The sequence below is a fragment of the Clostridium sp. chh4-2 genome, from assembly GCF_002899675.1.
Classification (GTDB): Bacteria; Bacillota; Clostridia; order Lachnospirales; family Lachnospiraceae; genus CHH4-2.
Window position 1 is genome coordinate 148174 of sequence record NZ_PKUU01000013.1, and the last position, 26141, is coordinate 174314.

Below are 26141 nucleotides of genomic sequence, written 5' to 3' on the forward strand. Positions count from 1 at the left end.
TGGAATTGGAAGAGTAATAAGAAGATGTAATATTATAAGTTATCAGGTCTGGGTTTACCAGACCTGATTTTTTGATGTAGAAAAAATGATGGAATTGATTCAGAAAGCTGAGAAAGGAAGCGTTGAACGATAAGGTGTTTTTCGTTTATTCAGTAAAACGTTCAGTTCAGGTGATATAAATAAATTTTGCTTAAAAATATAGTTCATATCTGTTTCTTAATTATGATCTGCTATCCTATTCAACCGGTTTACCACATATTTTACAATAACCACGAAACTTTGCGATATTACCGCCACAATGAATACATCTCTTATGAAAGCGCAGATAATCCATAGAAAATTTTGATCCCAGGTACTCTAAGGCCAGATTTTCTTTTTGTTCTTCCGTTAATTTTGAGAAGAATACGCTATAGATAGGCGAACTGGGATTATTAAGGGCCATTACCTCTATTTGCTTTTTGCTGCTGGTAATTGCCTGAAGTTTGGGAAAACTATCATATTCACCGAAAGAACCGCGTATCATTTCACCCTCGATCACTATTTTCGTAACATTTTCACATTTAGGAAAGATGTGTCTGATATCTGTTTTTAAATCACCTAAAATAGTTATGGTCTTTAAATTTCTGCAATTACGAAATGCAGATTCTCCGATCCGGATTACGCTATTGGGAATCGTAATGCTCAGCAGGCTGGTACAATTTTCAAAAGCGCCTGCTCCTATCTCTTTTAAAGTATTAGGGAGTGAAATATCAGTCAGACTTGTACAGCCTCTAAATGCATAACTTCCTATAAACTTAACGCTATTAGGAAGTTCTACCTTTTCCAGCATATAACATTGATCAAAGGCAGCAGATCCGATTTTTTCCAGGTTATTTGGAAATTCAACATTTTTTATATTGCTAGGAAAGCAGTGGTCTTCAATTTCAAATACCTCCTGTGGAATGATGATATCTCTGCTTTTCCCTTTATAGCTATTTAAAACGCCGGCGACTATATCAAAATCATTATTTGCTGAGCCATTTTGTATATATACATTTTGTGCGTTAATATTGTATATATTATTAAAATTGTGAATAGCTTTCTCAGAAATAAACGGTGTTTTACAGTATGGACATACCATACAATCACTTTCATTATCTACAGATATGGTGGCACCGCATTGAGTACAGATGCCTGGAACAAAGGGCATAATATTTCCTGTATGAAAAATGTATTCATACTTTTCCTTTCCTATTTTATCTATTAATTATATAACAAAAATAGTACAAATTCTCACTTTTTTTAATAATATTTAAAGTTTTGTTTGGAGAATAAATATGGTACCCGTATGATTATAGTGCCGGTTACGTTTACTTTAGAACGGGATGAGCACTCCAGTATCCGGGATCAGGGGAAAAATAAAAAATGGGAAGCCATTATGACCTCCCCAAAAACTAACCTTGTAACTCTGTATCCCAACATTGGCTGCAGTATTATTGTACGATCTGGCGATTGCGCCGGATCTGCGCCTTCCAATGCTTCATGAATGGCGGCTTAATTACTATTGTTATATTGATCTATCAGTCTTTGATTTTCGTCCAGCTGTCTTTCCAGTTCGTCTAATTCTTGAACCGAATTTTCAAACCGCTGTTTTGAATCTTCCAATCTCTTTTTGCTTCTCTCTAACGAAGTAGACTGATAATATGAAACGCCTATCACTATTATGAGTATTGCTGCAATGAGTGAGCCAATCAAAATATTTTTAGTTTTTTTGGCCTTCTCTATCTTTTGTATTGTTTTTTGTATTTCAACTACTTCTTTAAGATCCTTCGAGCCGTGAATAGGATATCCGCAATTAGGGCAACTTTCTGCTTGATCCGATATTTGTTTCCCGCATTCAGGACATTTTATTAAAGCCATAACTTTCCCCCCTACTTTTATGTGCCTATAATATCCTCTTGGAAGAAAATATCAGGCTATTCAATATTTTTATATAAGTTTGTACTACATTATACCTTATTTTTCATACAAATTCAATATTCTTATTATTTAATACAATAATTTATGTAAGCGTTCAGCCTTCTGATACCTGCGCCTGCTCCGGCAGGATGAACGGTTACTAATTTATTAATAAATATTCAACTATTCAATAATATAGTTATCCTATAGGGAATATGCGCCGTACGGCTGCTGGCTGAATTCAAACATGCAGAAACGCAATGGAAGACATCACCAAGGTTTCAGTAAAGGTAATTAATCCGTTAGCAACACGATAGCAACAAATACTCCCGGAAAGCCGCATAAATGCTTACATGAATCTTAATCAAATATTAAGTTTTAAACCCTCCATATTTTTTGACTAACCCATAGTTGTATGCTAAGATAATACCTTGGAATTGAACGATGGAAAGGTAAAATATGAAATTACATAGATTTTTAACTCTGCTCACCTATATTCTTCTGTTGGCGGGCTGTTTTGGAATCGTATATATCGTATCTAAGCTTGCGGAGCCGAATCATCCGGTTGTGATAGAGGAAACTACGGAAACGGGCGGATATGAGGAGGCTACGCCTTCTGAGGCGGAGGAAGAGACGAAAGAGGCAACTCCTTCCGATGGAAAGGAGGAGACGGCCCCGCAGGAAACGATTCCTGCATGGAAAAAGGGGTGGCATAGGACAGAAAAAGCGGAACCGGAACAGGTGGAAGAGGAGCCGAAAGGGCCGCCGGAGATTATATTTGCCAGCGATCTGCATCTGCTTGCGGATTCTTTATTCGATGACGGCGAGGCGTTTAAAAAGAGAGTTGCGGCGGACGACGGCAAGATTATTCCTTATGTTTCTCCTATTATTGATGCATTTTTAGATGAAGTGATTGAGGCAGAGCCTACGGCGCTGGTTTTGGGAGGCGATCTGACTTTTTATGGGGAAAAGGAAAGCCATCTGCAGCTGGCTGAGAAGCTGAAACGTGTGGAGGAAGCGGGAATTGACGTAGTCGTGATTCCGGGAAATCATGATATCAATACGAAAAATGCGAAATCTTACATAGGGAAAGAGGCCGGGAAGGCGGAAGACATCGGGCCGGAGGAATTTGCGGAAATCTATGGCGAATTCGGTTATGAGGAAGCTTTGGCCAGGGATGAAAATTCTTTGAGTTATATATGGGAGCTGGATGATAAAAACTGGCTGATGATGCTGGATTCCTGTCAGTATGAGCCGAAAAATCTGGTGGTGGGAAGGATAAAGCCGGAGACACTTTTGTGGATGCAGGAGCAGTTTGATGCGGCCAAAGAGCTGGGGATTCAGGTGATACCGGCCGCCCATCACAACATTCTGGATCAAAGCCGTTTGTATACCACCGAGTGCAAGATGGACGATAATATGGATGTGGTGGATCTTTTAGAGGCCAATGATGTTCCGGTGTTTTTAAGCGGACATATGCATTTACAGAGGATAAAAAAGCATAGGCCGGAGCCGGGAGCGGATGTGGACGCATATGGAATCAGTGAGATCATCAATACCTCCTTTGCCATGCCTCCCTGCCAGTACGGCGTGATGAAATGGGGGGAGGATGGAAGCCTCAGCTATCATGTGAAATCTGTGGATGTGGAAGCATGGGCCAGGCGGCAGGAAGGGGAAATCGATGAGAACCTGCTCCATTTTAATGAATACAGCCGCTGGTTTTTAAAAGAGGTGATGGCGGGAAAGGTGGATCGGGAGCTTGAAAACCTGCCGGAAGAACACCGGGAAGCCATGACCGGGCTGTATGCGGATATTTATTATGATTACTGCCGCGGCGAGGCTGTGGATGCTAAGGAAGTGAGGAGAAGCAGCGCATACCGGCTGTGGGAGAGGAATCGGCCGGATCACAGGTATAGGACGGATATTGACGATATGTTAAATGATATGACCCGGGAAAATTTTATCTGGGAAGAGGAGAGATAGGCGGGATACAGGAGCCTGTCTGTAAGCCGGGCGCGCCGGCGGTTGAAAATCAGGGAATGGTTTTCGGCCGCCGGCGCGTTCTTATTTGCAGCGGGCAGGGGGTAAATTTGTGTAAAAATTTTTTGCAAATGTTCTATCTGTTCAAATGGGCCCGGGGAGTTTATGATAAGACATGTAAGAACGAGAGAAACCAAAGCGCTTGGAAAGAAATAGGTTGGAGGTAAGGTATGAATCAGTTAATCAGTGAAAATTGTATTGTATTTGATATTGACGCAGCAGAGAAAAAGGATGTAATCAGAGCTCTTGTGAAGGAACTTCACGCGGCGGGAAAGATTACGGATGAAGAAGTATTTTTTGAGGATGTGCTGGCAAGGGAAGCCATCGCGCCGACTTACGTAGGATTTGAAATGGGTCTGCCTCATGGAAAGACCGATCATGTGCTGGAAGCTTCCGTTTGTTTTGGAAGAACGGTTAAGCCGGTGATCTGGAATGAGGAGAGCGGGGAAACGGCCGATCTGGTGATCCTGATCGCAGTTCCGGCCAAAGAAGCAGGGGATACCCACATGAAGATTCTGGCGAATCTGTCCAGAAAGCTGATGCATGAGGATTTCAGGGAATCACTGAGAAACAGCACAAAAGATGAGGTATTTAAAATTCTTGTAGAAGTTTTGGAGGGGTAATTAATATGAAAGAGCAGATTAAGATTCTTAAAAAACATATATTAACGGGTACGTCCCATATGATTCCATTTATTGTAGCCGGCGGTATTTTATTTTCTATCTCGGTTATGCTGAATCCGGCGGGAGCTGCAACTCCTACGGAAGGCTGGCTGGCCGGTTTGGCACAGATCGGTCTTGGCGGACTGACTTTATTCGTTCCGGTTCTCGGCGGATACATCGCTTATTCCATAGCGGATAAACCCGGTTTGGCTCCCGGTATGATCGGCGCATATCTTGCCAACAGCATGGGCGCAGGTTTCCTGGGCGGTATGGCGGCAGGTTTAATCGCCGGTGTGGTTGTAAAACAGTTAAAGAGAATTCAGCTTCCGATTTCTTTGAAAACATTGGGTTCCATTTTCATCTACCCGTTGGTAGGAACATTTATTACAGGCGGTATTATCGTATGGGGTATCGGTACTCCGATCGCATTTATTATGCAGTCACTGACCGCATGGTTATCCGGTCTTGGCGACGTGGGCAAGGTTCCGTTAGCATCTATTCTGGGCGCTATGACGGCATTTGATATGGGCGGCCCTATCAACAAAGTAGCAACCTTATTTGCACAGACACAGGTGGATACCCTTCCTTACTTAATGGGCGGCGTTGGCGTAGCAATCTGTACACCTCCTATCGGTATGGGAATCGCAACTTTATTAGCACCTAAAAAATATAACGCAGAAGAAAAAGAAGCAGGAAAAGCCGCAATCCTCATGGGGTGTGTGGGAATCACTGAGGGAGCGATCCCATTTGCAGCAAATGATCCGCTGCGCGTTATCCCGTCTCTGATTGTGGGCGCTGTTGTCGGAAACATCATTCCTTTCTTAACCGGAGTATTGAATCATGCTCCTTGGGGCGGAATTATCGTTCTGCCGGTTGTAGAAGGACGTATCTGGTATGTAATTTCCGTATTAGCAGGTGGATTAGTGACCGCACTTATGGTAAACTTATTAAAGAAGAACAACATGGACGATTCACCTGCAAAGGTGGAATCAGACGATGACGGATTAGACGAAATCACATTTGATGAATTATAATAAGCCGGAAATGGCGGAAGGAGAAAATATATGAAAGTAGTAGGAATTACATCTTGCCCATCTGGGGTAGCACACACTTATATGGCAGCGGAGGCTCTTAAACTGTCAGGACAGAAGCTTGGAATCGATGTGAAGATTGAAACACAGGGAGGCGCAGGCGTTGAAAACCAGCTGACCCAGAAGGATATCGATGAGGCTGTATGCGTGGTTTTGGTAAATGACGTGGCGCTGGAAGGTCTGGACCGTTTTAAAGGGAAAAAGGTTCTGAAAATGGGAGTTTCTGATTTAATCAAGAAATCAGACGCTGTAATGAAGAAGATTCAGGATACATTTCAGTAAGGTTTCATTAATAAGGGGAGTATTTGGAAAGAGGAGATGGGGAGCATTCTCCTCTTTCTGGTAATTGTTCCGTATTTTCACAATTACTTTTTCTATCATAATTTACATTCGGAATGGCGGGGGCTTATGTTTAGTGGAAGAATGCTTAGCATTGTACGGTATTTGAGCATCAGCAGGAAGACGACCTATAAGGAAGCGGCGGCGGCGCTGAAGCTGTCGGAACGCAGCATCCGGTATGATATTGACCGGATCAACGATGCCCTGTCTCTGGAAAAACTTCCTGTTATTGAAAAGGGCTCGAAAGGAATGCTGATTTATCCCAAGGACTTGGATATCAGCCTGTTGGAAGAAGAATCGGAAGTGGTTTATACGAGCAAGGAGCGGATGTCTATTCTGCTTCTTATTCTGATGCTCAGAAATGAAGATTTAAAGATTAACCAGCTCAGCGAGCTGTTTAAGGTGTCCAGATCCACCATTAAAAATGATATGGCGGCCTTAGAGGAAGAACTGAAAAAGGATGGCCTTAGCATTGAGTACTCCGATCATTTTTATCTGGCCGGTCCCAGAAAGAAGAGAACCAGCCTGCTGAACCAGGAATTTAAGAAATATATCAATTATCTGATCAATCCATTTACTAATTATAATTCCTATGAATTTTACTGCATTCATATTATACACAAGGCATTTGAAGGGATTTCCATACCCAACGTGGTTTTGGCCGTAAATGCCCTGTTGGAGGAATTAAAATGCACGCTGACCCAGGCGTCCTACTCCTGGTATATGTCCAATATCATGGTCGTGATCTGGTTTATTATCCACAATAAGGAATATCCTTTGGATCTTCCCGTGGAAACGGAATATGATAAGGAGAAATTTGACCGTTTTTCGGTGAAGCTGGAACAGATTCTGGGCATGCCGGTGGGGGAAAACAATATCAGGCTCATGGCAAAACTGTTTGATTTCACCAATAAGTTTGCCGGGTTAAACGGAAATGTGGATCTGCTCCGGGCGGAATCGGTTACATTTTCCCTCATTTCCCGGATGTCTAAGGAATTGGAAATGCCTCTGGATAAGGATAAAACCCTTTTGGAAGGATTATTAAACCACATGGTACCGCTGATTCAGAGGATCGAAAACCACATCGATATCAGGGACAATATGATGCAGCTGATGGGTGAGGAAGAGAAGCAGTTATACGGAATCCTTTCAAAAGTCTGCAGGGAATTGGATACGCTGTGTGAGATCACCAGCGAAGATGAACTGGTGTATCTGACCATTTGTTTTATGGCCAGCATTAAGAGGATGAAGGGAGCGCCCTATAAGCGGGTGCTGTTGGTCTGCGGCCATGGATACGGCACCACGACGATGCTGAAGGAGTCGCTGCTCAGCGAGTACCAGCTCCATATTATTGATACTATTCCGCTCTATAAGATCACCTCTTATCCGGATTGGGCGGCCATCGATTATGTGCTGACCACCGTGAAGCTCAACAATAAACTGCCGAAACCGTGTATTTTGCTGAATCCGATTCTGCAGATGGAGGACCGCGCGGCTCTCGATAAGCTTGGGATACCAAGAAAAATGATTTTGTCCAGCTATTATTCCATAGAGGAAAAACTGACATTTCTGGATGAGGCAAACCGGAAACGGGTTATGGAAGTGATTGAAAAGGAATTGGGGTATCAGACGGTGAAATCGGTCAACAGCGCCAAGAATTTTACCAATTTCCTGAAATTTGACTGCATCCGCCTGGTGGATTTAAAGCTGACCTGGAAACAGGCGGTGGCACAGAGCGCACGGCTTTTGCAGGACCGGTCTTTTATAGAAGAAAGCTATGTGCAGAATACCATTGATTTTATAGAGGAACAGGGCTTTTACGCGGTGTCGGACGGGGCGTTTGCACTGCTTCACGGAAAGGGAAATGAAGGAATCCATCAGACCAGTTTAAGCCTTTTGGTTAATAAACAGCCGGTGCAGTTCGGGGATAAATCGGTAAAGGTGGTATTTTTCCTGGCCAGTAAGGATTCTAAGGAGCATATTCCGGCTGTGGTCACGCTGGTCCGCATGGTGAAGACCACTCCGCTGATTCATGATCTGGAGCAGTGCCGGTCGGAAGAGGATATCTATCAGACCATTCTCCGTTATGAATTTGAGGTGTCATAGAAAAATGACGGCTGAATTGGAGAAAAGTGGGAATAGAAGGATAAATAAAATCAGTGAAAGAGCAAATACTAGAGGGTGATAAAAAATTTTCATTAATTTTTAAAAATGTTGCAAATGCAACAGAATGATCGAATGATCTCTGGTATAGTATAAACATCAAAAGAAGAAAATATAGATAACAGGAGGTATTTTAATATGAAGAAATATATTTGTGAACCATGTGGATATGAGTATGACCCTGAAGTAGGTGATCCGGACGGCGGTATCGCACCGGGAACAGCGTTTGAAGATATTCCGGACGACTGGGTTTGCCCGATCTGCGGTTTAGGAAAAGACGTATTTGTAGAGGCATAAGATTAAATTTTTTATTTAATTAAGAAACGCCGGAAAGAAGGGGAAACCTGGGCGGGCGGCGGAACTGGAGAAAGGCAGGGGATTCGGGTTACGACCCTAAGTAATACTAGGCCGACAAGAGCGAAAAAAGGCAGCGCGGCGCCATTCACGATGAACTCTTTATGACTTCATCGTTCAGTGGCGCCTCAAATACTGATTCGGAATTCAGTATTTGTCTGCCTTTTTCCACTCTTGCCGACCAAGTATTACTAAGGGTCTGCACACGATCCCCTGCCTTTCTCCAGTTCCGCCGCCCGCCCAGGTTTCCCCTTCTTTCCGGCTGTTGCTTGGCTGGCTGAGGAAAAAAAGATTTGGTGGATGGTAGCGTAAATTTTTACATCAAGGGTGAAGGCTTTTTCAGAAATGCCTTCACCATTTAATGTAAAGGGTGAGGTCATTTTGTGAAATGCCTTGACGATTAAAGTAAAACCTGAAGGCATTTCCGAAAATCTCTTCGTGATCTATATAAATTTGGCTTTACGTAAATACCAATGTATAACATTGCTTTTAACCAGGCTAGCGAAAACCAGCACGGAATGGGGAGGCGGAGCCGGGAGAGGCAGGCCGGAGGAGCCGTCCGAACCGGGGAAGGAAGATGCAGCCGTATGGGATCGTATGGAACCCCTTTAGAACTACTTAGGCCCGTAAGGACAGAACGAGGCAGGTAAAAACTGATTTCCGTCTCAGTTTTTAAAGCGCCTCTGAGCAGCGAAGTCATAAAGAGTTCACTGCGAATGGCGCTGGCCTGCCTCGTCCTGTCCTTACGGACCTTAGTGGTTCTTAGGGGCGAATCCCGAATCCCATACGGCTGCATCTTCCTTCCCCGGTTCGGACGGCTCCTCCGGCCTGCCTCTCCCGGCTCCGCCTCCCCATTCCGTGCGTACCATTCGCCAACTCAGTTAAACAACAATTTTAATGCGAGGGTTTATCTATTCTATATTGGAATAGATGAGCGCTAAAACTGAATTGTCTCCATGAAGGCGGGAATTTATAATAGAGGTTAAAGGAAAACATCTATAAAAGATAATGTCAGGAGGCAATAATGGAAGAGATTTGTGATTTGAGAACCGCATTGGAATATTTGAAAAAGATGGAAGGTCAGCTGGTGGAAACTGATGTTCCGGTGGAGCCTATGGCGGAGTTGTCCGGTGTGTACCGTTATATTGGGGCGGGAGGGACGGTGAAGCGGCCGACTAAACAGGGGCCGGCCATGATTTTTAACCGGGTGAACGGCCATCCCGGAGCGAGAGTGGCCATTGGACTTTTAGCAAGCCGGCAGAGGGCTGCTATGTTTTTAGGATGCAGACCGGAAGAATTGGGCTGGGTTTTAAGAGACAGCGTTAATCATCCCATTCAGCCGGCGGTTATATCGGAAAAGCCGAAATGCCAGGAAGTTGTGCATCTGGCTTCTGAGCCGGATTTTGATTTGAATAAGCTGGTGCCTGCTCCTACCAATACGCCTCAGGATGCAGGGCCTTATATTACTATGGGAATGTGTTATGCAACCCATCCGGATACCGGGATTTCAGATGTGACCATTCACCGTTTATGTATTCAGGGGAAGGATGAGCTCAGCATTTTCTTCACGCCGGGAGCAAGGCATATCGGAGCTATGGCAGAGAGGGCGGAAGAGCTGGGAAAACCGCTGCCGATCTCTGTCAGCATCGGGGTAGATCCGGCAATAGAAATAGCTTCTTGTTTTGAACCGCCTACAACCCCATTGGGTTATAATGAGCTGGCAATCGCCGGGGCTCTTAGAAAGAAGGCGGTAGAGCTGGCTCCCTGCGTTACTGTGGCGGAACATGCTATCGCCAATGCGGAATACGTGATTGAAGGGGAAGTCCAGCCGGGAATCCGGGTTCAGGAAGACCAGAACAGCCGCACCGGATATGCCATGCCGGAATTTCCGGGATATACAGGGCCGGCCAGCAGCGAGTGTTGGCTGATCAAAGTTAAAGCGGTGACACACAGACAGAATCCCATCATGCAGACCTGTATCGGGCCCAGCGAGGAGCATGTTACCATGGCGGGAATTCCTACGGAGGCCAGCATTCTGGATTTGGTGGAACGGGCGATGCCGGGGAAAGTTTTGAATGTTTACGCCCATTCTGCCGGAGGCGGCAAATACATGGCTGTGCTACAGTTTAAAAAGAGCGTGCCGAGCGATGAGGGAAGGCAGAGACAGGCAGCGCTGCTGGCATTTTCCGCGTTTCCGGAGCTGAAGCATATATTCCTGGTGGACGAGGATGTGGATATCTTCGATACAAATGATGTGCTTTGGGCATTGAATACAAGGTATCAGGGAAATGTGGATACAATTATGATTCCGGGCGTCAGATGCCATCCGTTAGATCCGTCCCAGTCCCCGGAGTATTATTCCGGCATTGCGGACCGTGGGATCAGCTGTAAGACGATTTTTGACTGCACGGTTCCATTTGGCCAGAAAGAGCGGTTTAAGCGGGCTGAATTTTTAGAGGTGGATTATAAAAAGTGGCTGGAATAATCAGGAATTCCTGCTTTTTACATAGTTCCAAAATGCGGCGGCGGACGGAGACATGGTACGGTTTTTCAGCCGGACGAGGGAAATATAGCTGTCAATGTGTTCCGTAAGGGGGACGATTCGGATCATTTGGTTTTGAAGATAGGAAACGGCCTGTTCCATCATGAGGGAAACGCCCATATTTTGAATGACCAGTTCCACAATCGTTTCAATTCTGGTTCCGGTATAGGTTACTTTGGGAGAAAATCCCGCTTTTTGGCAGGCATTTATACAGGAGGAGTATAGGAGAGTGCCTTTGTTTAAGAGTAAAAAAGATTCGTCTTTCAGTTCGCAAAGGGAGATTTCCTCTCTGGATGACAGCGGGTGGTTCAGGGGAAGAACGGTGGCAAATCGGTCTTTGCAGATGTTGGATGTTTCGTAGGAATCGTCCAGCATCTCACTGCGCATAAAGGCCAGGTCGTAAGATCCGTTTTCTAAGGCGGAAAGCATCTCAAAGGTTTCCATCTCTTTCACGTTCAGTGTGATATCGGGAAAAAGACGGTTAAAATCTGCCAGTATGGATGTGATCTGATATTGTGCCATGACCGGGATGGAGACGATGGACAGGTGTCCTCGACAGCTTTGCTCATATGCGGAAAGCTGGGCCATCATGTCATTGTAGCCTGCGGTCAGTTTTTTTGCGTGGGAAAGAACGATTTTTCCCTGTTCGGTCAGTTCAACCTTCCGGCTGGTCCGGTCAAAAAGGCGGACATGGAGCTCTTTTTCCAAAGCTATGATCTGTTTTGATACGGATGACTGTGTGGTATATAGCTGCTGTGCAGCTTCTGAAAAACTGCCGCTTTCCGCAACCGCTATCAGGTAGTTCAGCCTGAGAATGTTCATTCGGAATACCTCCGTTTTGTTGTATTTGCTCATCTATTAATTCCATTATGGAATATATTGTAGGTGTTTTTGGAGTCTTTGTAAAGTTAATCGTTTGGAAAAGAGGGGATAAGTATGGATAGAAAACGTTGGGCGGTGGGAATCAGCGGGGCCAGCGGGGCGCCCATAGCCGTGGCGTTATTAAAAGCGCTGAAAGAGATAAAAGAGGCGGAGATTCATCTGGTGATCACAAAGGGCGGGGAAATGACCCTCAGACAGGAATGCGGGATGGAGAAAGAGGAGCTGCGGCAATGGGCGGACCGGATCTGGGATAATCATGATCTGGGCGCGCCAATGGCCAGCGGTTCCTGGAAATGCGGCGGCATGGTGGTGGTCCCAAGCAGCATGAAAACCGTGGCGGGCATTGCGAATGGTTTTAGTGAAAATCTGCTTCTGCGGGCGGCAGATGTGATGATAAAGGAGAGACGCCCGCTTATTTTGGTGGCAAGAGAAGCGCCCTTGAGCACCATTCATTTGAAAAATATGCTGGAACTGAGCCGGATGGGAGTGACGATTCTGCCTCCGATGCTCAGTTATTATAATCACCCCGAGTCCATCGAAGACGCCACTAACCATATTGTTGGGAAGATCATGGATCATATGGGATATGAGTATGAAAATTTTGTGAGATGGGAAGGATAACGCGCCGCCCCATCCTTGTGACAGAAAGGATATGGATGAAATGAAAATGGATTTTACCGCAGAGCAAGGCCGGATAAAAACAGAAGCACATCTGACTGAGGCAGGAAATGATCTGCTTGTGTTTTTATCCGGAGGTGACACCCCGCACATCGGAGCGGCCGTCTGCTGTGATGCCGGTGGAAATGTCCGGGAAGCCGCGCTTCCGGAACATAAAGACCAGGTAGTGATGAAGATAATGGCGGAACGGCTGAGTCGGGCTGTGGGATGTAATGTATGTGTGGCCGGAGGTATTCACATTGACGGAATCACCAAGGAACAGATTCATACCGTAATGGAGTTATGCGAGCGGTTAACCTCCGAAATAATCGGGTCGATCAAAGAAACTGGCGTTCAGCCATAGAAAAAACAGCGGCTGACCTGGGCGGCATTGTAAATGAAAGTCCGGCCAATGGATCTTTGATGTCTTCCTCCTCCTGAGTATCGGTATTGGCGGTCAGCAGCCAGCAGTATTCCTTGGGAAGAGCCGGAAGTTCGATGGCAACTTCTTCCCAGTAGGCATTGACGGCCATATAGACGGCGTCGTCTGTGCCGGAGGCATTTTTCCCGGCGTATAGGACGGCGAAGGTGCGCTCGTAATTTTCGGGCTGCCGCCAGGGCATAGAGCTGTGGATGCTGATGGATGGAAATCCCATGGAGCAGGACGGAGTATCCCGGGTGATGACCGGGTGCTTTTTGCGAAAGACGATCATTTTTTGAAAGAACAGGAATATATCCTGGTGTTCTTTCAGGCGGTTCCAGTCCAGCCAGGAGATAAGATTATCCTGGCAATAGGCGTTGTTGTTGCCAAACTGGGTGTTGCAGAACTCGTCTCCGGATAAAAACATGGGGATTCCGCGGCTGCAGAGGAGGACTGCACATGCATTTTTTATCATTTTCTTTCTCAGTTTTGTTACTTCCTGGGAATTGGTTTCACCCTCTTCCCCGCAGTTCCAGCTGTTGTGGCTGTTGTCGCCGTCGGTGTTGTTCCAGCCGTTTTTCTCGTTGTGTTTCCTGTTGTAGCTGTACAGATCGTAAAGGGTGAAGCCGTCATGGCAGGTCAGGAAATTGACGGAGGCGTTGGAACCTCTTTGTTTTGGGGGATAGAGGTCAGGGGAACCGGTAATTCTCAAAACCGCGTCGTGGGTTTTATTCTCATCCCCTTTTAGGAAACTTCTGACATCATCCCTGTATTTTCCGTTCCATTCGATCCAGCGGTTCCAGGACGGGAAGGTGCCCACCTGATAGAGGCCGCCTGCGTCCCAGGCTTCTGCGATCAGTTTAACCTCGCCTAAGATCGGATCATAGGCCAGGCTTTCCAGAAGAGGCGGCTTATTTAGCGGGGTTCCGTCCTCGCTTCTTCCTAAAATGGAGGCCAGATCGAACCGGAAGCCGTCCACGCGGTAATGGATCACCCAATAGCGGAGACAGTCCAGGATCATCTGCTGGACAATCGGGTGGTTGCAGTTTAAGGTGTTGCCGCAGCCGCTGAAATTATAATAATATCCCTCCGGGGTCAGCATGTAGTAAATCTGATTGTCAAATCCTTTAAATGAGAAGAAGGGGCCGTGCTCATTGCCTTCCGCCGTATGGTTAAATACCACGTCCAGATAAACTTCGATTCCATTTTGATTCAGCGCTTTAATCATCTCTTTTAATTCCAGGCCTTCCCGGTTATATTCCTTTACGGAAGCATAGCTGGTGTTGGGCGCGAAGAAACAGACCGGGTTGTATCCCCAGTAATCCAGCAGCACTTCTCCCTCACAAGTCCTGGGATCTCTCATCTCGTCGAATTCAAATATGGGCATCAGCTCCACCGCATTGATTCCCAAGCTTTTTAAATAGGGGATTTTCTCCATAATGCCTGCAAATGTACCGCGGGCGGACGCAGCCACGCCGGAGGATTCATGCTTGGTAAAACCCCGCACATGAAGTTCATAGATCACTAAATCCTCTAAAGGTATCTGGGGCTGTTTGCAGTCGCCCCACTCAAAATTATTGGTCACAACCCGGGCCTTGTATTGAAATCCGCTTTCGGGTTTGCTTCCCCAGGTGCCCTGTCCGGTTACCGCTTTTGCATAGGGATCTAACAGGTATTTTGTCTTGTCAAAGATAAGGCCTTTGGCAGGATCGTATGGCCCGTCGATGCAGAACGCGTATTCCAGATCTTCAATGTCCAGATCGAATACGATGATGGAATACACGTTGCCGATCCGGTAACATTCCGGTATGGGAATCCGGGCATAGGGAGTCATGGCCTCGTGATGAAACAGGAGGAGTTCGCAGGATGTGGCCTGGTGGGAATGGATGGTAAAACTGACTCCTCCTGGGATGAGATGGGCTCCGTATTCTTCATAAAGGCCGGGGCGGACAGAGAAGCCGGATATTGTGTTGAGGGGAATGAGCTCGTGTGAGAAATTTGGCATAGGTCTGATCCTTTCTGTTGGATGATATTTACGTCGGTGTCATTTGCATTTCTTCTATTTCCGTTTCTTCTATTATAACGCATAAATAATTTTTAGTTTAAATTTTTTCTTTCTTATGGTAGAATAGGTTTTAAAATGCACTTTAGGAGGAACCAGTATGAGTAATAAATCAATTGTGTGGGTCTTGATTGCTTTTGGGGTGTACTTGATCGGTATGATTATGATCGGTGCGGGATATGCAAAAAAGACTAAAAATACGGAAGATTATTTTTTAGGAGGAAGAGGACTGAACGGCTGGGTTGCCGCTTTATCGGCCCAGGCTTCCGATATGAGCGGATGGCTGTTAATGGGTCTGCCCGGCGCCATCTATCTGGCGGGAACGGGAGAATGCTGGATTGCCATCGGCCTTTTTATCGGTACGGTGTTTAACTGGACTCTGATATCTTCCAGGCTTAGAAGATATACGATTGAAGCCAATAATTCATTGACGCTTCCGGCTTATTTTGAAAACCGGTTTCGGGATAAATCAAAGATTCTCTTAACGGTTTCATCTGTATTTATCGTAATCTTTTTCCTGGTTTATACGGCATCCGCCCTGGCAGCGGGAGGCAAGCTGTTCAATGTGGTATTCGGCCTTGATTATCAGGTAGCGCTTACTATCGGAGCGATTGTTATTCTGGTTTATACGTTTTTAGGCGGTTTTATGGCTGTCTGTGTGACTGATTTTATTCAGGGAATGCTGATGTTATGCGGACTGTTTTTGGTGCCGATTCTGGCGCTGATCATTGTTTCTCCTTCTAATCTGGTTGCTATGATCGGGGAGAGCGGCGTGACGGGAGGGACGGCTTCTTATCTGAATCTGTTCCAGAGCGGCGGTAAAAACCTGAGCGCGGTCAGCATTATCTCAAGCCTTGGATGGGGGCTGGGTTACTGCGGAATGCCTCATATTCTGACAAGATTCATGGCTATCAGTTCTGAGAAGGAGTTGAGAAAATCCAGAGTGATCGGCATTGTGTGGGTTGCCATTTCATTGGGATTTGCCAGTGCGGTGGGCGTGATCGGCCGCGCATATCTGATGCCTGTAATTTTAGGAACAGAAGCTGCCGGTTCGGCTGAAAATGTATTTATTAAAATTATTATGAAATTATTTACGGAAGATTTGGCCTTTCCTTTTATCGGAGGCATTTTCCTCTGCGGTATTTTAGCTGCGATTATGTCAACGGCTGATTCCCAGCTGCTTGTTACGGCGGCCTCTGTGTCTGAAGACATCTATAAGGGAGTGGTAAATCCAAAGGCGGAAGATTCAAAAGTGCTTACGTTAAGCCGTTTTACGGTTATCATCGTGGCTGTGCTCGCTTATTTTATCGCATTGAACCCGAACAACAGCATTATGGGGCTGGTGTCAAATGCATGGGCAGGTTTTGGAGCGGCGTTTGGCCCGCTGGTGCTTTTATCCCTGTTTTGGAAACGCTGCAACCGGGCAGGTGCAATTGCCGGTATGGTCAGCGGCGGTCTGACTGTAATCATCTGGGATTACATACCTCTTGTCAACGGATCGACTCTTGGTACTGCGACAGGATTGTATTCTTTGGTAGTTGGTTTCGCCATCAGCTGCGCGGTGATTGCGGTTGTAAGTCTGGCGACGAAGGAGCCGTCTGAGGAGATTCAGGCGGAATTTGAGAGAGTAAAAGAATTTAAAGAAATATAGATGATGTGTTGCTGATCGTTTAGAATGCTGTGCGTTTATCCGCACAGCATTTTTTTGAAGTTTTCTGTTGCAATGGACAGGGGGGCATCCGGTTTGCTGATCAGGCAGATTTCCCGTTTGGGAAGCGTTTCTTTTAGGTTTATCTGGAACAGGGAGTTATCTGTCAGATAGTTGTCTGCAAAGGTTTCGGGGACGAAGCCGATGCCTAGCCCGTTTAGCACCATAGGAACGATCAGATCGGAAGTGGCCAGTTCGATATCTGGCCTCAGTTCCAGATGATGATCGGCAAACAGCTGGTTTAAATAATCCCGGGTGACGGTGCCGTTTCCCATGCAGACCAGCGGATAGGAAAGCAGCTCTTTCAGTGAAACAAGGCGGCCCTTCAGCTCTTTATAATCGTTATTTGCCACAATGATGTCAGTAAAGCCGGACAGGTGCGTGACGTCCAGCTCCGGATTCTGATCTCCCTTTGGCATCACGAGGACGGCAACATCCAGAGTTCCGGACCGGATTGCATTGATTGTTTCCGGGGTGTTGGAATTGGAGATTCTGAGATGTATCTGAGGAAATGTTTTTCTGTAGCGGACTAAATAAGGGATCAGATAATTGTGGAGTGTGGTTTCGCTGGCTCCGATGGAGAGCGTTCCTGTGGACAGTTCCTTTAAGGCGTTTAAGCGTTCTTCCGCTTCCATTAAATGTTCATAGGCCGCGGAGACATGGTCAAAAAGTATCTTTGCTTCCGGGGTCAGCGTGACCCCTTTTTGGGAACGGAGAAATAAGGTGCAGCCCAATTCCCGCTCTAAAAGCTGAATTGCATGGGTTACCGTTGGCTGGGTCACATAGAGGGACTTGGCGGCAGCGGTGATATTTTTATGTTTAGCTACAAAATAGAAGGTGCGGTATAGCTCGAAATTGACGGCCATGATTATTCCTTTCTGTAATTCATGAAAATATCAGTTACTGTTCACAGTCCCGGCGGCCGATGTCGTTCGTTTGGGTTTGGGAAGTTTTGCAGGGACTGTGAATGGCAGCAAATATCATCGATAATATCTATGGAGTATATAGAAACCATTGATTTTATTTATTGATTGATTCATAGTATAATCCATTTCGGATTAAAAAGCAATTAAGGATTAAATGCCGCCTATGGCGGCGAAAGAGAGGGCAGAGTGAAAGAAGGGACATTCTTTCACTCGCAGAGTTTGGATAAAAAGCAGTCCAAACTCCCAGATTAAATGCCGCCTATGGCGGCGAAAGAGAGGAAAGTATGATAAAGGATCTTACGGAGGGAAATCCTCAAAGAGTGTTGTGGCAATTTACCATTCCAATGTTTGTCAGCGTCATTTTCCAGCAGCTTTACAACATCGCAGACAGCGTCATCGCAGGAAAATTTGCGGGCGAGGACGCGCTGGCGGCAGTAGGGGCATCTTATCCGATCACCATGATTTTCATGGCGGTAGCGGTGGGAAGCAATATCGGCTGTTCGGTGGTGATTTCCCAGTTGTTCGGGGCAAAGCAGTATAAGCAGATGAAAACAGCGGTTTTTACCACGCTGATTGCCTCTTTAGTTCTCTCAGCAGCGCTTTCTGTGGCAGGGCTTTTGGGCAGCAGAAGCTTGATGATTATGGTTAACACGCCGGGGAACATATTTGCGGATGGAGACTTGTATCTTAGAATCTATATCGGAGGATTCCTGTTCCTGTTTTTATATAACGTGGCCACCGGTATCTTCACGTCGTTGGGGGATTCCAAAACTCCCCTCTATTTTCTGATCGGTTCTTCTATAGGAAATATCGTGCTGGATACCTTATTTGTGGCCGTATTTCACTGGGGAGTGGCCGGTGTGGCCTGGGCTACTTTTGCAGCGCAGGGAGCGGCGTGTGTGCTGGCGCTCGTCACTTTAGGAAGTCGGTTAAAAATGGTGAAAACGGAGGGAGAAGTGCCTAAGTTTTCCTTTATGATGCTGAAAAAGATCAGCTTGATCGCAGTTCCCAGCATTTTGCAGCAGAGTTTCATATCTGTTGGAAATATTTTCGTACAGAGTCTTGTTAATTCCTGCGGCTCTTCTGTGATCGCAGGATATTCTGCGGCAACGAAGCTGAATACATTTACCATTACCAGCTTTACTACGCTTGGAAACGGTATTTCCAGTTTTACCGCTCAGAATATGGGAGCCGGATGTTACGACCGGGTGAAGAAGGGGCTGGGAGCCGGAATGAAGCTGGCATTTACGATTGCAGTTCCGTTTTTTGCGGCATTTTTCCTGTTCAGCAGAGGGATGCTGGGATTATTTATGAATCGGGACAGTGAGCTGGCCATGGAGACAGGGGCCGCGTTTTTGAAAATTGTTTCGCCGTTTTATTTTATTATTTCCATAAAACTGTTGGCGGATGGTGTGCTGAGAGGATCGGAATCCATGAAAGAGTTTATGATCGCCACCTTCAGCGATCTGATTTTAAGGGTGATTCTGGCCTATGTTCTGATGATTCCGTTTGGGACCAATGGAATCTGGATGTCCTGGCCGATCGGATGGGTGATCGGAACCGTTCTGTCATTTGGCTTCTATAAAAAGGGAAGATGGATGAGAAAAAGCATGGTTGCAATTGAAGGGAAAAGTGATACTATAGTAGTATCGAATGAAAAGAGAGGAAACTATGCTGAAAGTATTAGGACGGAATGATAAGTGCTGGTGTGGCAGCGGGAAAAAATATAAAATCTGCCATGCGGAATTTGATGAGAAGATTAAGGAATATAAGAGACAGGGACATATCGTGCCGTCTCACCGCATCATTAAGACAAAAGAACAGATTGACGGAATCCGGGAAAGCGGAAAAGTCAATATTGCGGTGCTGGATTATGTGGCACAGAATATAAAGCCGGGAATGTCTACAGAAGAGATCGACCGGATGGTGTATGAAAAGACCACGGAGCTTGGAGGAATTCCGGCGCCCCTTAATTTTGAAGGATTTCCGAAAAGCGTCTGTACCTCGATCAATAATCAGGTGTGTCACGGGATTCCGTCGGAAGAGGACATATTGGAAGAGGGGGATATCGTCAATGTGGACGTTTCCACCATTTATAAAGGATATTTTTCAGATTCGTCCAGAATGTTCTGTATCGGAGAAGTTCATCCGGAGTTGAAGAAGCTGGTGGATGTGACGAAGGAATGTGTGGAATTAGGATTAAAGGAAGTAAAGCCATGGGGATTTCTGGGCGATATGGGCCAGGCGGTCCATGAACATGCGGTGAAAAACGGATATTCTGTGGTAGCGGATATCGGAGGCCACGGTGTCGGGCTGGAATTCCATGAGGAACCTTATGTGAGCTATGTGACGCCCAGAGGCACGGAGATGCTTATGGTTCCCGGAATGGTATTCACCATTGAACCGATGGTGAATATGGGGACGGATGAGGTGTTTGTGGACGATGACAATGGCTGGATTGTATATACGGAAGACGGCTCCATGTCCGCGCAGTGGGAAGTGACTGTGGCGGTTACGGAAGATGGATATGAGATCTTAGCTTATTAAGTGACAATTCGCAGGCGGACTTGACAGAGAAACTCTGTAATTGAGGCACTTACGTGAGGGTGAAATGATGTTTGAATCCGTAAATTTTAAATCTGGGAAAGTGCGGTTTTGTTCCGGATGTATGGATGATGAAGATATACTGCGAGTCAAGTTTCCGGAAAATTATATATTAGATTTGGGCTGGTATGGTAACTCTAACGGCTTTATCATATATATTATCCGGGATATGGAATGGGCTGTTCCTGTTGTTGAATATCAGTTTTTTGATGACAAACTTGCTGAGACAGCATTATGTTTAGCAGTCGGTCGAATAGAGAAAGAGGCTGCCTGTTCCAAGCCGTATTATGGGGCACTTTGGGAAACGGAAAAAATTGTGCTGTAAAAATTCTAAGCTGCAGTTGAGTGGAATTAAAGTAGGGAATACCAGATGAAGGAAAAGAAACATTCACATTTTGAGATTTTGAAAAATCCTTATGATCCGGAAAATACAGAGTCCTTAGAGGTCATATACCAAAAATATATCGATGACCCGGAAGCAATAGTAGAAATTAATGGGATGAAATTTTATAAAATAATTCAGTTATTTCAACTCCAAACGAATAAAATAATATCGGTTGCGGCTTTGGATTCAGGATTAAAGTTACGAATGAAAGATACTCTTGTTGATGAAAAGAAGAATTGTTTTACAATCAATGGTTTTGAAATGCTGCATTTCCGTTCAGATATATTTCCAGAATGGTACTTGAAACTTACATTTGTTTCAATTATTGGTGAGATTGAAAATATCGGTGAATATTTAGCTCTATATGATAAAACGTAACCGTTCCGCCTTCCGATATCTGCGCCGGCTGAACGGTTACATTATCGTTGCCAGGTTGAGCAATATGCTTGCAAAACAGAATAAATTTTGATATACTTTCTCTGCATTGAAAATCAGGGCAATGCTCTGGACTGGTTCGAAAACTTCCCAGTATAAAAAACTAAGGATTGAAACGCAAAAATCAGTCTATGTATGCAGAAAGTATTTTGCCTACATAGTATTTTGTGTATGCAGAAAAATAGGTGGCCGGAGAAATACGGCGTGCTTGATTGCCGCATCCTTAGAGGATGCGGTTTTTTTATATCAACTATGTTAAGCATAATACCGATAAACGGCCCGCCTCAGGCGGAGAATCCTGTACATGGAATTCTTGCCTGCTGCTTTTCTTTTCTTAATTATGGGCAGAAATGTCCGTCAGAATGAAGATGAAAAGGAGAGACAACAATGCAAAAAAGAAAGATAATAATTGACTGTGACCCCGGAATCGACGATAGCCTGGCTCTTATGCTGGCTTTGTCTTCAGCGGAACTGGACGTAGTAGGAATCACTACGGTTTGCGGTAACGTGCCGCCGGATATAGGGGCGGTAAATGCTTTGAAAATATTGGAATTTATGGACAGGACAGATATTCCGGTATACTGCGGTGAAGAAAAGCCTTTAGCCAGGGAATATGTGAGCGCGCAGGATACACATGGAATGGACGGACTGGGAGAATCCGGTTTGAAGCTTGAAGCAGAAAAGGAATGGAAAATGGGAGCGGTGGATTTCATTTTGGAGACTCTTCAAAATGAGGAAAATTTATCCATCATCGCCATCGGGCCTTTGACCAACGTTGCCAAGGCGCTTATGAAAGATCCGGCGGCATTTGAACGGCTGGATACGTTTGTTTCCATGGGAGGAAGTTATAAGAGCCATGGCAATTGCTCGCCGGTGGCGGAATACAACTACTGGTGTGATCCCCATGCGGCCGGTTATGTTTATGAAAAACTGGGAAAAAAGATTCATATGATCGGTCTGGATGTGACCCGAAAGATTGTATTAACACCTAATATATTGGAATATATGAAGGTTCTGGATAAAAGAACCGGAGAGCTGGTCGAATCGATAACCCGTTTTTATTTTGATTTCCATTGGAAATATGAGCGTGTAATCGGTTGTGTGATCAATGATCCTTTGGCGGTGGTCTATTTTATCAACCCTGATATATGCGGAGGATTTGACAGTTACACGGCAGTGGAAACCGAAGGGATGTGTATCGGACAGACTGTGGTGGATGCTATGGATTTCTGGCATAAGGGTCCCAACAGCCGCATATTGACTGAGGTGGATGAAAAAGAGTTTATGACCATGTTTCTGAGCCGGGTCTTTAAAGGAAAAGATGAAGAAATACGGCGGGTACTGGATCAGATCATGGTGACAGGAGGTGGCCTGTGATGAAAAAAAGCCGTGTTATGCAGTTATCGGTTGGGGCATTTTGCATTGCGCTCAACATCATTGGAGCTTATATTGCCCTTTGTATGAAACTCCCGGTGTACTTGGACAGCATTGGAACAATTCTGGCCGGAGCCCTTCTGGGTCCCTGGTATGGCATGGCTGTAGCGGCCGGAGGGGCATTTATCAGCGGGATTACTTCTGATGTGTACGCCCTTTATTTCATGCCGTCCGGGATGATTACAGGAATGATGGCAGGACTGCTGTTTAAGACATCCGCATTTCGCGGAATGAAGATGCCGTTTGGAACAGCAGCCATTACTTTGCCCGGAACGATGGTGAGTTCGGTTATTTCTGCTTATGTTTTTGGAGGTGTCACCTCTTCCGGCTCTTCGATTATTGTCCAGGGCCTGAAGCATCTGGGCTGCAATCTGGTGGTGAGCGCATTTGTGGTACAGATTGTGACGGAATATGCGGACCGGTTTATTTCGGCGGCCCTTGTGTTAGTATTTCTGTCCTGCATGACAAGCGACATGAAGGCTTATTTGAGAGGAGGGCGTTCCCGTGGAACGGTATAACATTATTACAGATAAAAATCAGAGGGAAATTGTTCTGCTGAAAGCATTTCCCTGCGCATGGGGAAAATGTACCTTTTGCGATTATATAGACGACAACTCTAAAAATGAGGAGGAAATGATATCCTTAAACTCAGAGATTCTGTCCCATGTTACAGGAGAAACCGGAGTTTTGGAAGTGATTAATTCCGGCAGCTGTTTCGAACTGCCAAAGGCTACGCTGGAAGAAATCAGGAGAATTGTAAAAGAAAAGAAGATCGGAAGATTATTCTTTGAAAGCCACTGGATTTACCGGAACAAGCTGGAATGGATGAAAGAGTTTATGGGCGTTCCCATCACATTTAAAATAGGAGTGGAAACCTTTAATGAAGAATTTCGGGAAAAAGTGCTGAATAAACATGCGGATTTCCGTTCGCCGGAAGAAGTTGCCCGATATTTTGATTCTCCATGTATTATGGTTGGAATCAAGGGGCAGACTAAGGAAATGATTGATTATGATATCCGAATGGTGAAAAAGCATTTTAAGCTGGGAACCATAAATGTGTTTACGAACAATACGACCCCGGTTAAGCAGGACCCTGAGTTGGTAAAATGGTTTATAGAGGAATATAGCTGGCTGAAGGAAGATCCTTCTGTGGAAGTGCTGTACGAAAATACAGATTTCGGTGTAGGTGACTGATTGAAGCTGGTGTGGTATACTGAAGGGTAAAGGGGAAATGTTTTCATGAGAAAAAAACTTTTAAGCACTGCGTTATGGGCGGCTATGGCGGTATTACTGACAAGCTGCGTAGGTTCCGGTAAGCAGGTGGGAACTCAATCTGAAAAAGCATCTGGAACGCCTGAATTTGTATTTACATATGCGGAAAACCAGGCAGAAGATTATCCTACCACACAAGGCGCCTATAAATTTGCAGAATTAATCAATGAGAAGACAAATGGAAGAATACAGATTGATATACAGGCAGGCGGTGTGCTGGGCGATGAGAAATCAGTTTGTGAACAGCTTCAGTTTGGCGGGATTGATTTTGCGCGCATGTCCTTATCCCCTTTGGCAGAATTGGTACCTAAGTTAAATGTTCTCCTTCTCCCCTATCTGTATCGTGACGCAGATCATATGTGGGCAGTCCTGGACGGTGAAATCGGAGAAGATTTCATCAATTCCTTTGACGGTTCCGATCTGACAGCCTTATCCTGGTATGACGGCGGCGCCAGAAACTTCTATAACTCCGTTCGTCCGATCGAAAAACTGGAGGATATGAAAGGATTAAAGATCCGTGTTCAGGAATCTGAGATGATGAGGGGCATGATCGAAGCTCTTGACGCGAATCCGGTTCCTATGGCTTATGCAGATGTTTATTCCGCATTGCAGACGGGCGCTATCGACGGCGCCGAAAACAACTGGCCGTCTTATGAGTCAACCAATCATTATGAAGTAGCAAAATATTTCACAATAGATGAGCACAACCGTGTTCCGGAACTTCAATTAGTGTCCCGGTCCACATGGGATAAACTGTCACCGGAGGACCAGGCTATCATTAAAGAATGCGCATTGGAATCAGCAAAGTATGAAAAACAGCTTTGGGCTGAAAGAGAAAAAACTTCGGAAGAAAAAGTGCGTGCAGCCGGCAGCGAGATCACAGAATTGTCTCCTGAAGAGAAAGAACGGTTCCAGGAAGCTGTTAAACCGATGTATGAAAGATATTGCGGTGATTATATGGAGATTGTAGTAGCTATTATTGCAGCTGGTAAATAGTTGAAATGGTTTTATATCAGGAAATTGCCTTTTACGGGGCAGTTTTAATTTGTAAGAGGAAATGGGAGAGCCGATGGCAATTGAGTGTTTGACAATTGCTGTGGGCTTTTTTGATTTATAAGATTTTAGTGTTATACGGTTTTGAAACTATAAGTTTTGCTAAACGAATTTTTATGAAAGTGGGATTATTTAATAAAAACGTCTTTATAGTGCCGGTTCGTTGGTCTTGGGATTACACTTCAGCCATAAGGAATGACTCCGCTTGTGCGACAGCATTTTAAAATCAGTTTATAATTAACCTTGTTTTTTTCATGGAAGTAGTATATTTTAAAATGAATATCCATAAAAATACGAAAACAAGGAGTGGACAGAATGAAACTAAACATGGAAATGATCCCGGTTTTTGAGCGGTATCTTTACGAACAGGAGAGAAGCAGGGCGACGATTGAAAAATATATCAGGGATTTGAAGAAACTGTTCATTTATCTGGCGGAAGACCTGGAGGTCAGTAAAGATAAGATGATCCAATTTAAACAGGATCTGACGGAACGCTATAAGACAAGCAGCGTAAATTCGATTCTGGCTGCGGTGAATCACTTCCTGACGTTTGCAGGGATGGGGGACTGCCGGGTAAAGCAGGTCCGGGTCCAGAGAAATCTGTTCTGCCAGCAGGAAAAGGAGTTATCCAGAGAAGAATACTTCCGCCTGGTAAACGCGGCGCAGGATAAGAAAAATAAGAGGATCAGCTGTCTGATGCAGGCGATCTGCAGCACCGGAATCCGTGTGAGCGAGCACCGGTTCATCACCGTGGAGGCACTGAAGGAAGGGTGCCTGAGGATTTACAATAAAGGGAAATCCCGGATCGTGTTCCTGCCGCCAGAATTGATTACCGTCTTAAAACAATACTGCAGGGAAGCCGGAATTGGAAGCGGGCCGGTATTTGTTACAAAAAGCGGCCGTCCGCTGGATAGGAGTAATATCTGGTCGATGATGAAAGCGCTGTGTGAAGATGCAAAGGTGGATTCCAAAAAGGTATATCCGCATAACCTGAGGCATCTGTTTGCCTTCACTTTTTATGGGATAGAGAAAGACCTGCTCCGCCTGGCGGATGTTCTTGGACATGCCAACGTGGATACGACCAGGATCTATACAGTTTCAAGCGGTTGGGAACATAAAAGGATTTTATCGAAATTAGGACTGGTTGACCAAAGTGACGGAAAAAGCATGACA

26 protein-coding genes and 1 riboswitch are annotated in these 26141 nt (G+C 45.2%); of the genes, 20 read left to right on the top strand and 6 right to left on the bottom strand.

Going from position 1 to position 26141, the window contains the following annotated elements:
* Nucleotides 1-235: 235 nt before the first annotated feature.
* Together C0033_RS15050 and C0033_RS15060 are read right to left on the bottom strand one after the other, a co-directional pair.
* Nucleotides 236-1189: a leucine-rich repeat domain-containing protein gene (locus C0033_RS15050; protein ID WP_103228697.1), complete on the bottom strand. Its 954-nt coding sequence runs from the start codon at nucleotides 1187-1189 to the stop codon at nucleotides 236-238.
* Between the two features lie 344 nt (nucleotides 1190-1533).
* On the bottom strand, nucleotides 1534-1899 hold the full coding sequence (locus tag C0033_RS15060) for a zinc ribbon domain-containing protein (protein WP_103228699.1): 366 nt from the start codon (nucleotides 1897-1899) through the stop codon (nucleotides 1534-1536).
* Between the two features lie 498 nt (nucleotides 1900-2397).
* Between C0033_RS15060 and C0033_RS15065 the strand changes: the two genes are divergently transcribed.
* The 6 genes from C0033_RS15065 to rd all read left to right on the top strand — a co-directional run bounded on the left by C0033_RS15065 (nucleotide 2398) and on the right by rd (nucleotide 8530).
* On the top strand, nucleotides 2398-3921 hold the full coding sequence (locus tag C0033_RS15065) for a metallophosphoesterase (protein WP_103228700.1): 1524 nt from the start codon (nucleotides 2398-2400) through the stop codon (nucleotides 3919-3921).
* Nucleotides 3922-4148: 227 nt separating this feature from the next.
* A complete protein-coding gene (locus C0033_RS15070; protein ID WP_103228701.1) occupies nucleotides 4149-4601 on the top strand; it encodes a fructose PTS transporter subunit IIA in 453 nt (150 codons plus the stop codon).
* Nucleotides 4602-4606: 5 nt separating this feature from the next.
* Nucleotides 4607-5674, top strand: a complete 1068-nt coding sequence (locus tag C0033_RS15075) for a PTS fructose transporter subunit EIIC (RefSeq protein WP_103228702.1) — start codon at nucleotides 4607-4609, stop codon at nucleotides 5672-5674.
* Between the two features lie 30 nt (nucleotides 5675-5704).
* Complete coding sequence (locus tag C0033_RS15080; RefSeq protein ID WP_103228703.1) at nucleotides 5705-6013, top strand: PTS fructose-like transporter subunit IIB; 309 nt, start codon at nucleotides 5705-5707, stop codon at nucleotides 6011-6013.
* Between the two features lie 141 nt (nucleotides 6014-6154).
* Nucleotides 6155-8176: a PTS sugar transporter subunit IIA gene (locus C0033_RS15085; protein WP_278320756.1), complete on the top strand. Its 2022-nt coding sequence runs from the start codon at nucleotides 6155-6157 to the stop codon at nucleotides 8174-8176.
* Nucleotides 8177-8371: 195 nt separating this feature from the next.
* The gene (gene rd / locus C0033_RS15090) at nucleotides 8372-8530 is read left to right on the top strand and encodes a rubredoxin (RefSeq protein ID WP_103228704.1); all 159 of its coding nucleotides are present in this window, start codon (nucleotides 8372-8374) and stop codon (nucleotides 8528-8530) included.
* Between the two features lie 248 nt (nucleotides 8531-8778).
* On the opposite strand, the gene C0033_RS15095 is transcribed toward rd, so the two are convergent.
* Nucleotides 8779-9009: a hypothetical protein gene (locus C0033_RS15095; RefSeq protein ID WP_103228705.1), complete on the bottom strand. Its 231-nt coding sequence runs from the start codon at nucleotides 9007-9009 to the stop codon at nucleotides 8779-8781.
* Nucleotides 9010-9025: 16 nt separating this feature from the next.
* Between C0033_RS15095 and C0033_RS27090 the strand changes: the two genes are divergently transcribed.
* Together C0033_RS27090 and C0033_RS15100 are read left to right on the top strand one after the other, a co-directional pair.
* Complete coding sequence (locus C0033_RS27090) at nucleotides 9026-9199, top strand: hypothetical protein (protein WP_180994752.1); 174 nt, start codon at nucleotides 9026-9028, stop codon at nucleotides 9197-9199.
* Nucleotides 9200-9608: 409 nt separating this feature from the next.
* The gene (locus C0033_RS15100) at nucleotides 9609-11072 is read left to right on the top strand and encodes a UbiD family decarboxylase (protein WP_103228706.1); all 1464 of its coding nucleotides are present in this window, start codon (nucleotides 9609-9611) and stop codon (nucleotides 11070-11072) included.
* Here C0033_RS15100 and C0033_RS15105 read toward each other — a convergent pair whose 3' ends face one another.
* Entirely contained in the window at nucleotides 11073-11951 is an 879-nt protein-coding gene (locus C0033_RS15105) for a LysR family transcriptional regulator (protein WP_180994753.1), read from the bottom strand.
* Between the two features lie 114 nt (nucleotides 11952-12065).
* Here C0033_RS15105 and C0033_RS15110 point away from each other — a divergent pair, with 114 nt between their 5' ends.
* Nucleotides 12066-12632, top strand: coding sequence for a UbiX family flavin prenyltransferase (locus C0033_RS15110; protein ID WP_103228708.1), 567 nt, complete (start codon nucleotides 12066-12068; stop codon nucleotides 12630-12632).
* Nucleotides 12633-12663: 31 nt separating this feature from the next.
* The gene (locus tag C0033_RS15115) at nucleotides 12664-13032 is read left to right on the top strand and encodes a hypothetical protein (protein WP_180994754.1); all 369 of its coding nucleotides are present in this window, start codon (nucleotides 12664-12666) and stop codon (nucleotides 13030-13032) included.
* Here C0033_RS15115 and glgX read toward each other — a convergent pair.
* Nucleotides 13007-15094 (bottom strand): glycogen debranching protein GlgX, encoded by a 2088-nt coding sequence (glgX, locus tag C0033_RS15120; protein WP_103228710.1) that lies wholly within the window; start codon nucleotides 15092-15094, stop codon nucleotides 13007-13009. The genes C0033_RS15115 and glgX overlap by 26 nt on opposite strands.
* A gap of 157 nt (nucleotides 15095-15251) precedes the next feature.
* On the opposite strand from glgX, the gene putP reads away from it, so the two are divergent.
* Complete coding sequence (gene putP / locus C0033_RS15125) at nucleotides 15252-16802, top strand: sodium/proline symporter PutP (protein WP_103228711.1); 1551 nt, start codon at nucleotides 15252-15254, stop codon at nucleotides 16800-16802.
* 35 nt (nucleotides 16803-16837) lie between these two features.
* Here the strand turns inward: putP and C0033_RS15130 are convergent, their stop codons facing one another.
* Nucleotides 16838-17725 carry a LysR family transcriptional regulator gene (locus C0033_RS15130; RefSeq protein ID WP_103228712.1) on the bottom strand — a complete coding sequence of 296 codons (888 nt, stop codon included), beginning with the start codon at nucleotides 17723-17725 and terminating at the stop codon, nucleotides 16838-16840.
* Between the two features lie 344 nt (nucleotides 17726-18069).
* Between C0033_RS15130 and C0033_RS15135 the strand changes: the two genes are divergently transcribed.
* From C0033_RS15135 to C0033_RS15175, 9 genes are all read left to right on the top strand, one after another.
* On the top strand, nucleotides 18070-19482 hold the full coding sequence (locus C0033_RS15135; RefSeq protein WP_103228713.1) for an MATE family efflux transporter: 1413 nt from the start codon (nucleotides 18070-18072) through the stop codon (nucleotides 19480-19482).
* Nucleotides 19457-20332 (top strand): methionyl aminopeptidase, encoded by an 876-nt coding sequence (locus C0033_RS15140; protein WP_103228714.1) that lies wholly within the window; start codon nucleotides 19457-19459, stop codon nucleotides 20330-20332. The genes C0033_RS15135 and C0033_RS15140 overlap by 26 nt, the downstream gene beginning before the upstream one ends.
* Nucleotides 20333-20453: 121 nt before the next feature.
* Complete coding sequence (locus C0033_RS15145) at nucleotides 20454-20714, top strand: hypothetical protein (RefSeq protein ID WP_146043773.1); 261 nt, start codon at nucleotides 20454-20456, stop codon at nucleotides 20712-20714.
* Between the two features lie 45 nt (nucleotides 20715-20759).
* On the top strand, nucleotides 20760-21152 hold the full coding sequence (locus C0033_RS15150) for a hypothetical protein (protein ID WP_103228716.1): 393 nt from the start codon (nucleotides 20760-20762) through the stop codon (nucleotides 21150-21152).
* A gap of 125 nt (nucleotides 21153-21277) precedes the next feature.
* Nucleotides 21278-21322: riboswitch (PreQ1 riboswitch) on the top strand.
* A 274-nt stretch (nucleotides 21323-21596) separates the two neighbouring features.
* Nucleotides 21597-22586 (top strand): nucleoside hydrolase, encoded by a 990-nt coding sequence (locus tag C0033_RS15155; protein WP_103228717.1) that lies wholly within the window; start codon nucleotides 21597-21599, stop codon nucleotides 22584-22586.
* A complete protein-coding gene (locus C0033_RS15160; protein ID WP_103228718.1) occupies nucleotides 22586-23161 on the top strand; it encodes an ECF transporter S component in 576 nt (191 codons plus the stop codon). The genes C0033_RS15155 and C0033_RS15160 overlap by 1 nt, the downstream gene beginning before the upstream one ends.
* Nucleotides 23148-23837, top strand: a complete 690-nt coding sequence (locus C0033_RS15165; protein ID WP_103228719.1) for a radical SAM protein — start codon at nucleotides 23148-23150, stop codon at nucleotides 23835-23837. Before C0033_RS15160 ends, C0033_RS15165 begins: the two co-directional genes overlap by 14 nt.
* 45 nt (nucleotides 23838-23882) lie before the next feature.
* On the top strand, nucleotides 23883-24911 hold the full coding sequence (locus C0033_RS15170) for a TRAP transporter substrate-binding protein (RefSeq protein ID WP_103228720.1): 1029 nt from the start codon (nucleotides 23883-23885) through the stop codon (nucleotides 24909-24911).
* 372 nt (nucleotides 24912-25283) lie between these two features.
* A partial coding sequence (locus C0033_RS15175) for a tyrosine-type recombinase/integrase (RefSeq protein WP_180994755.1) occupies nucleotides 25284-26141 on the top strand: 858 nt, incomplete at its 3' end.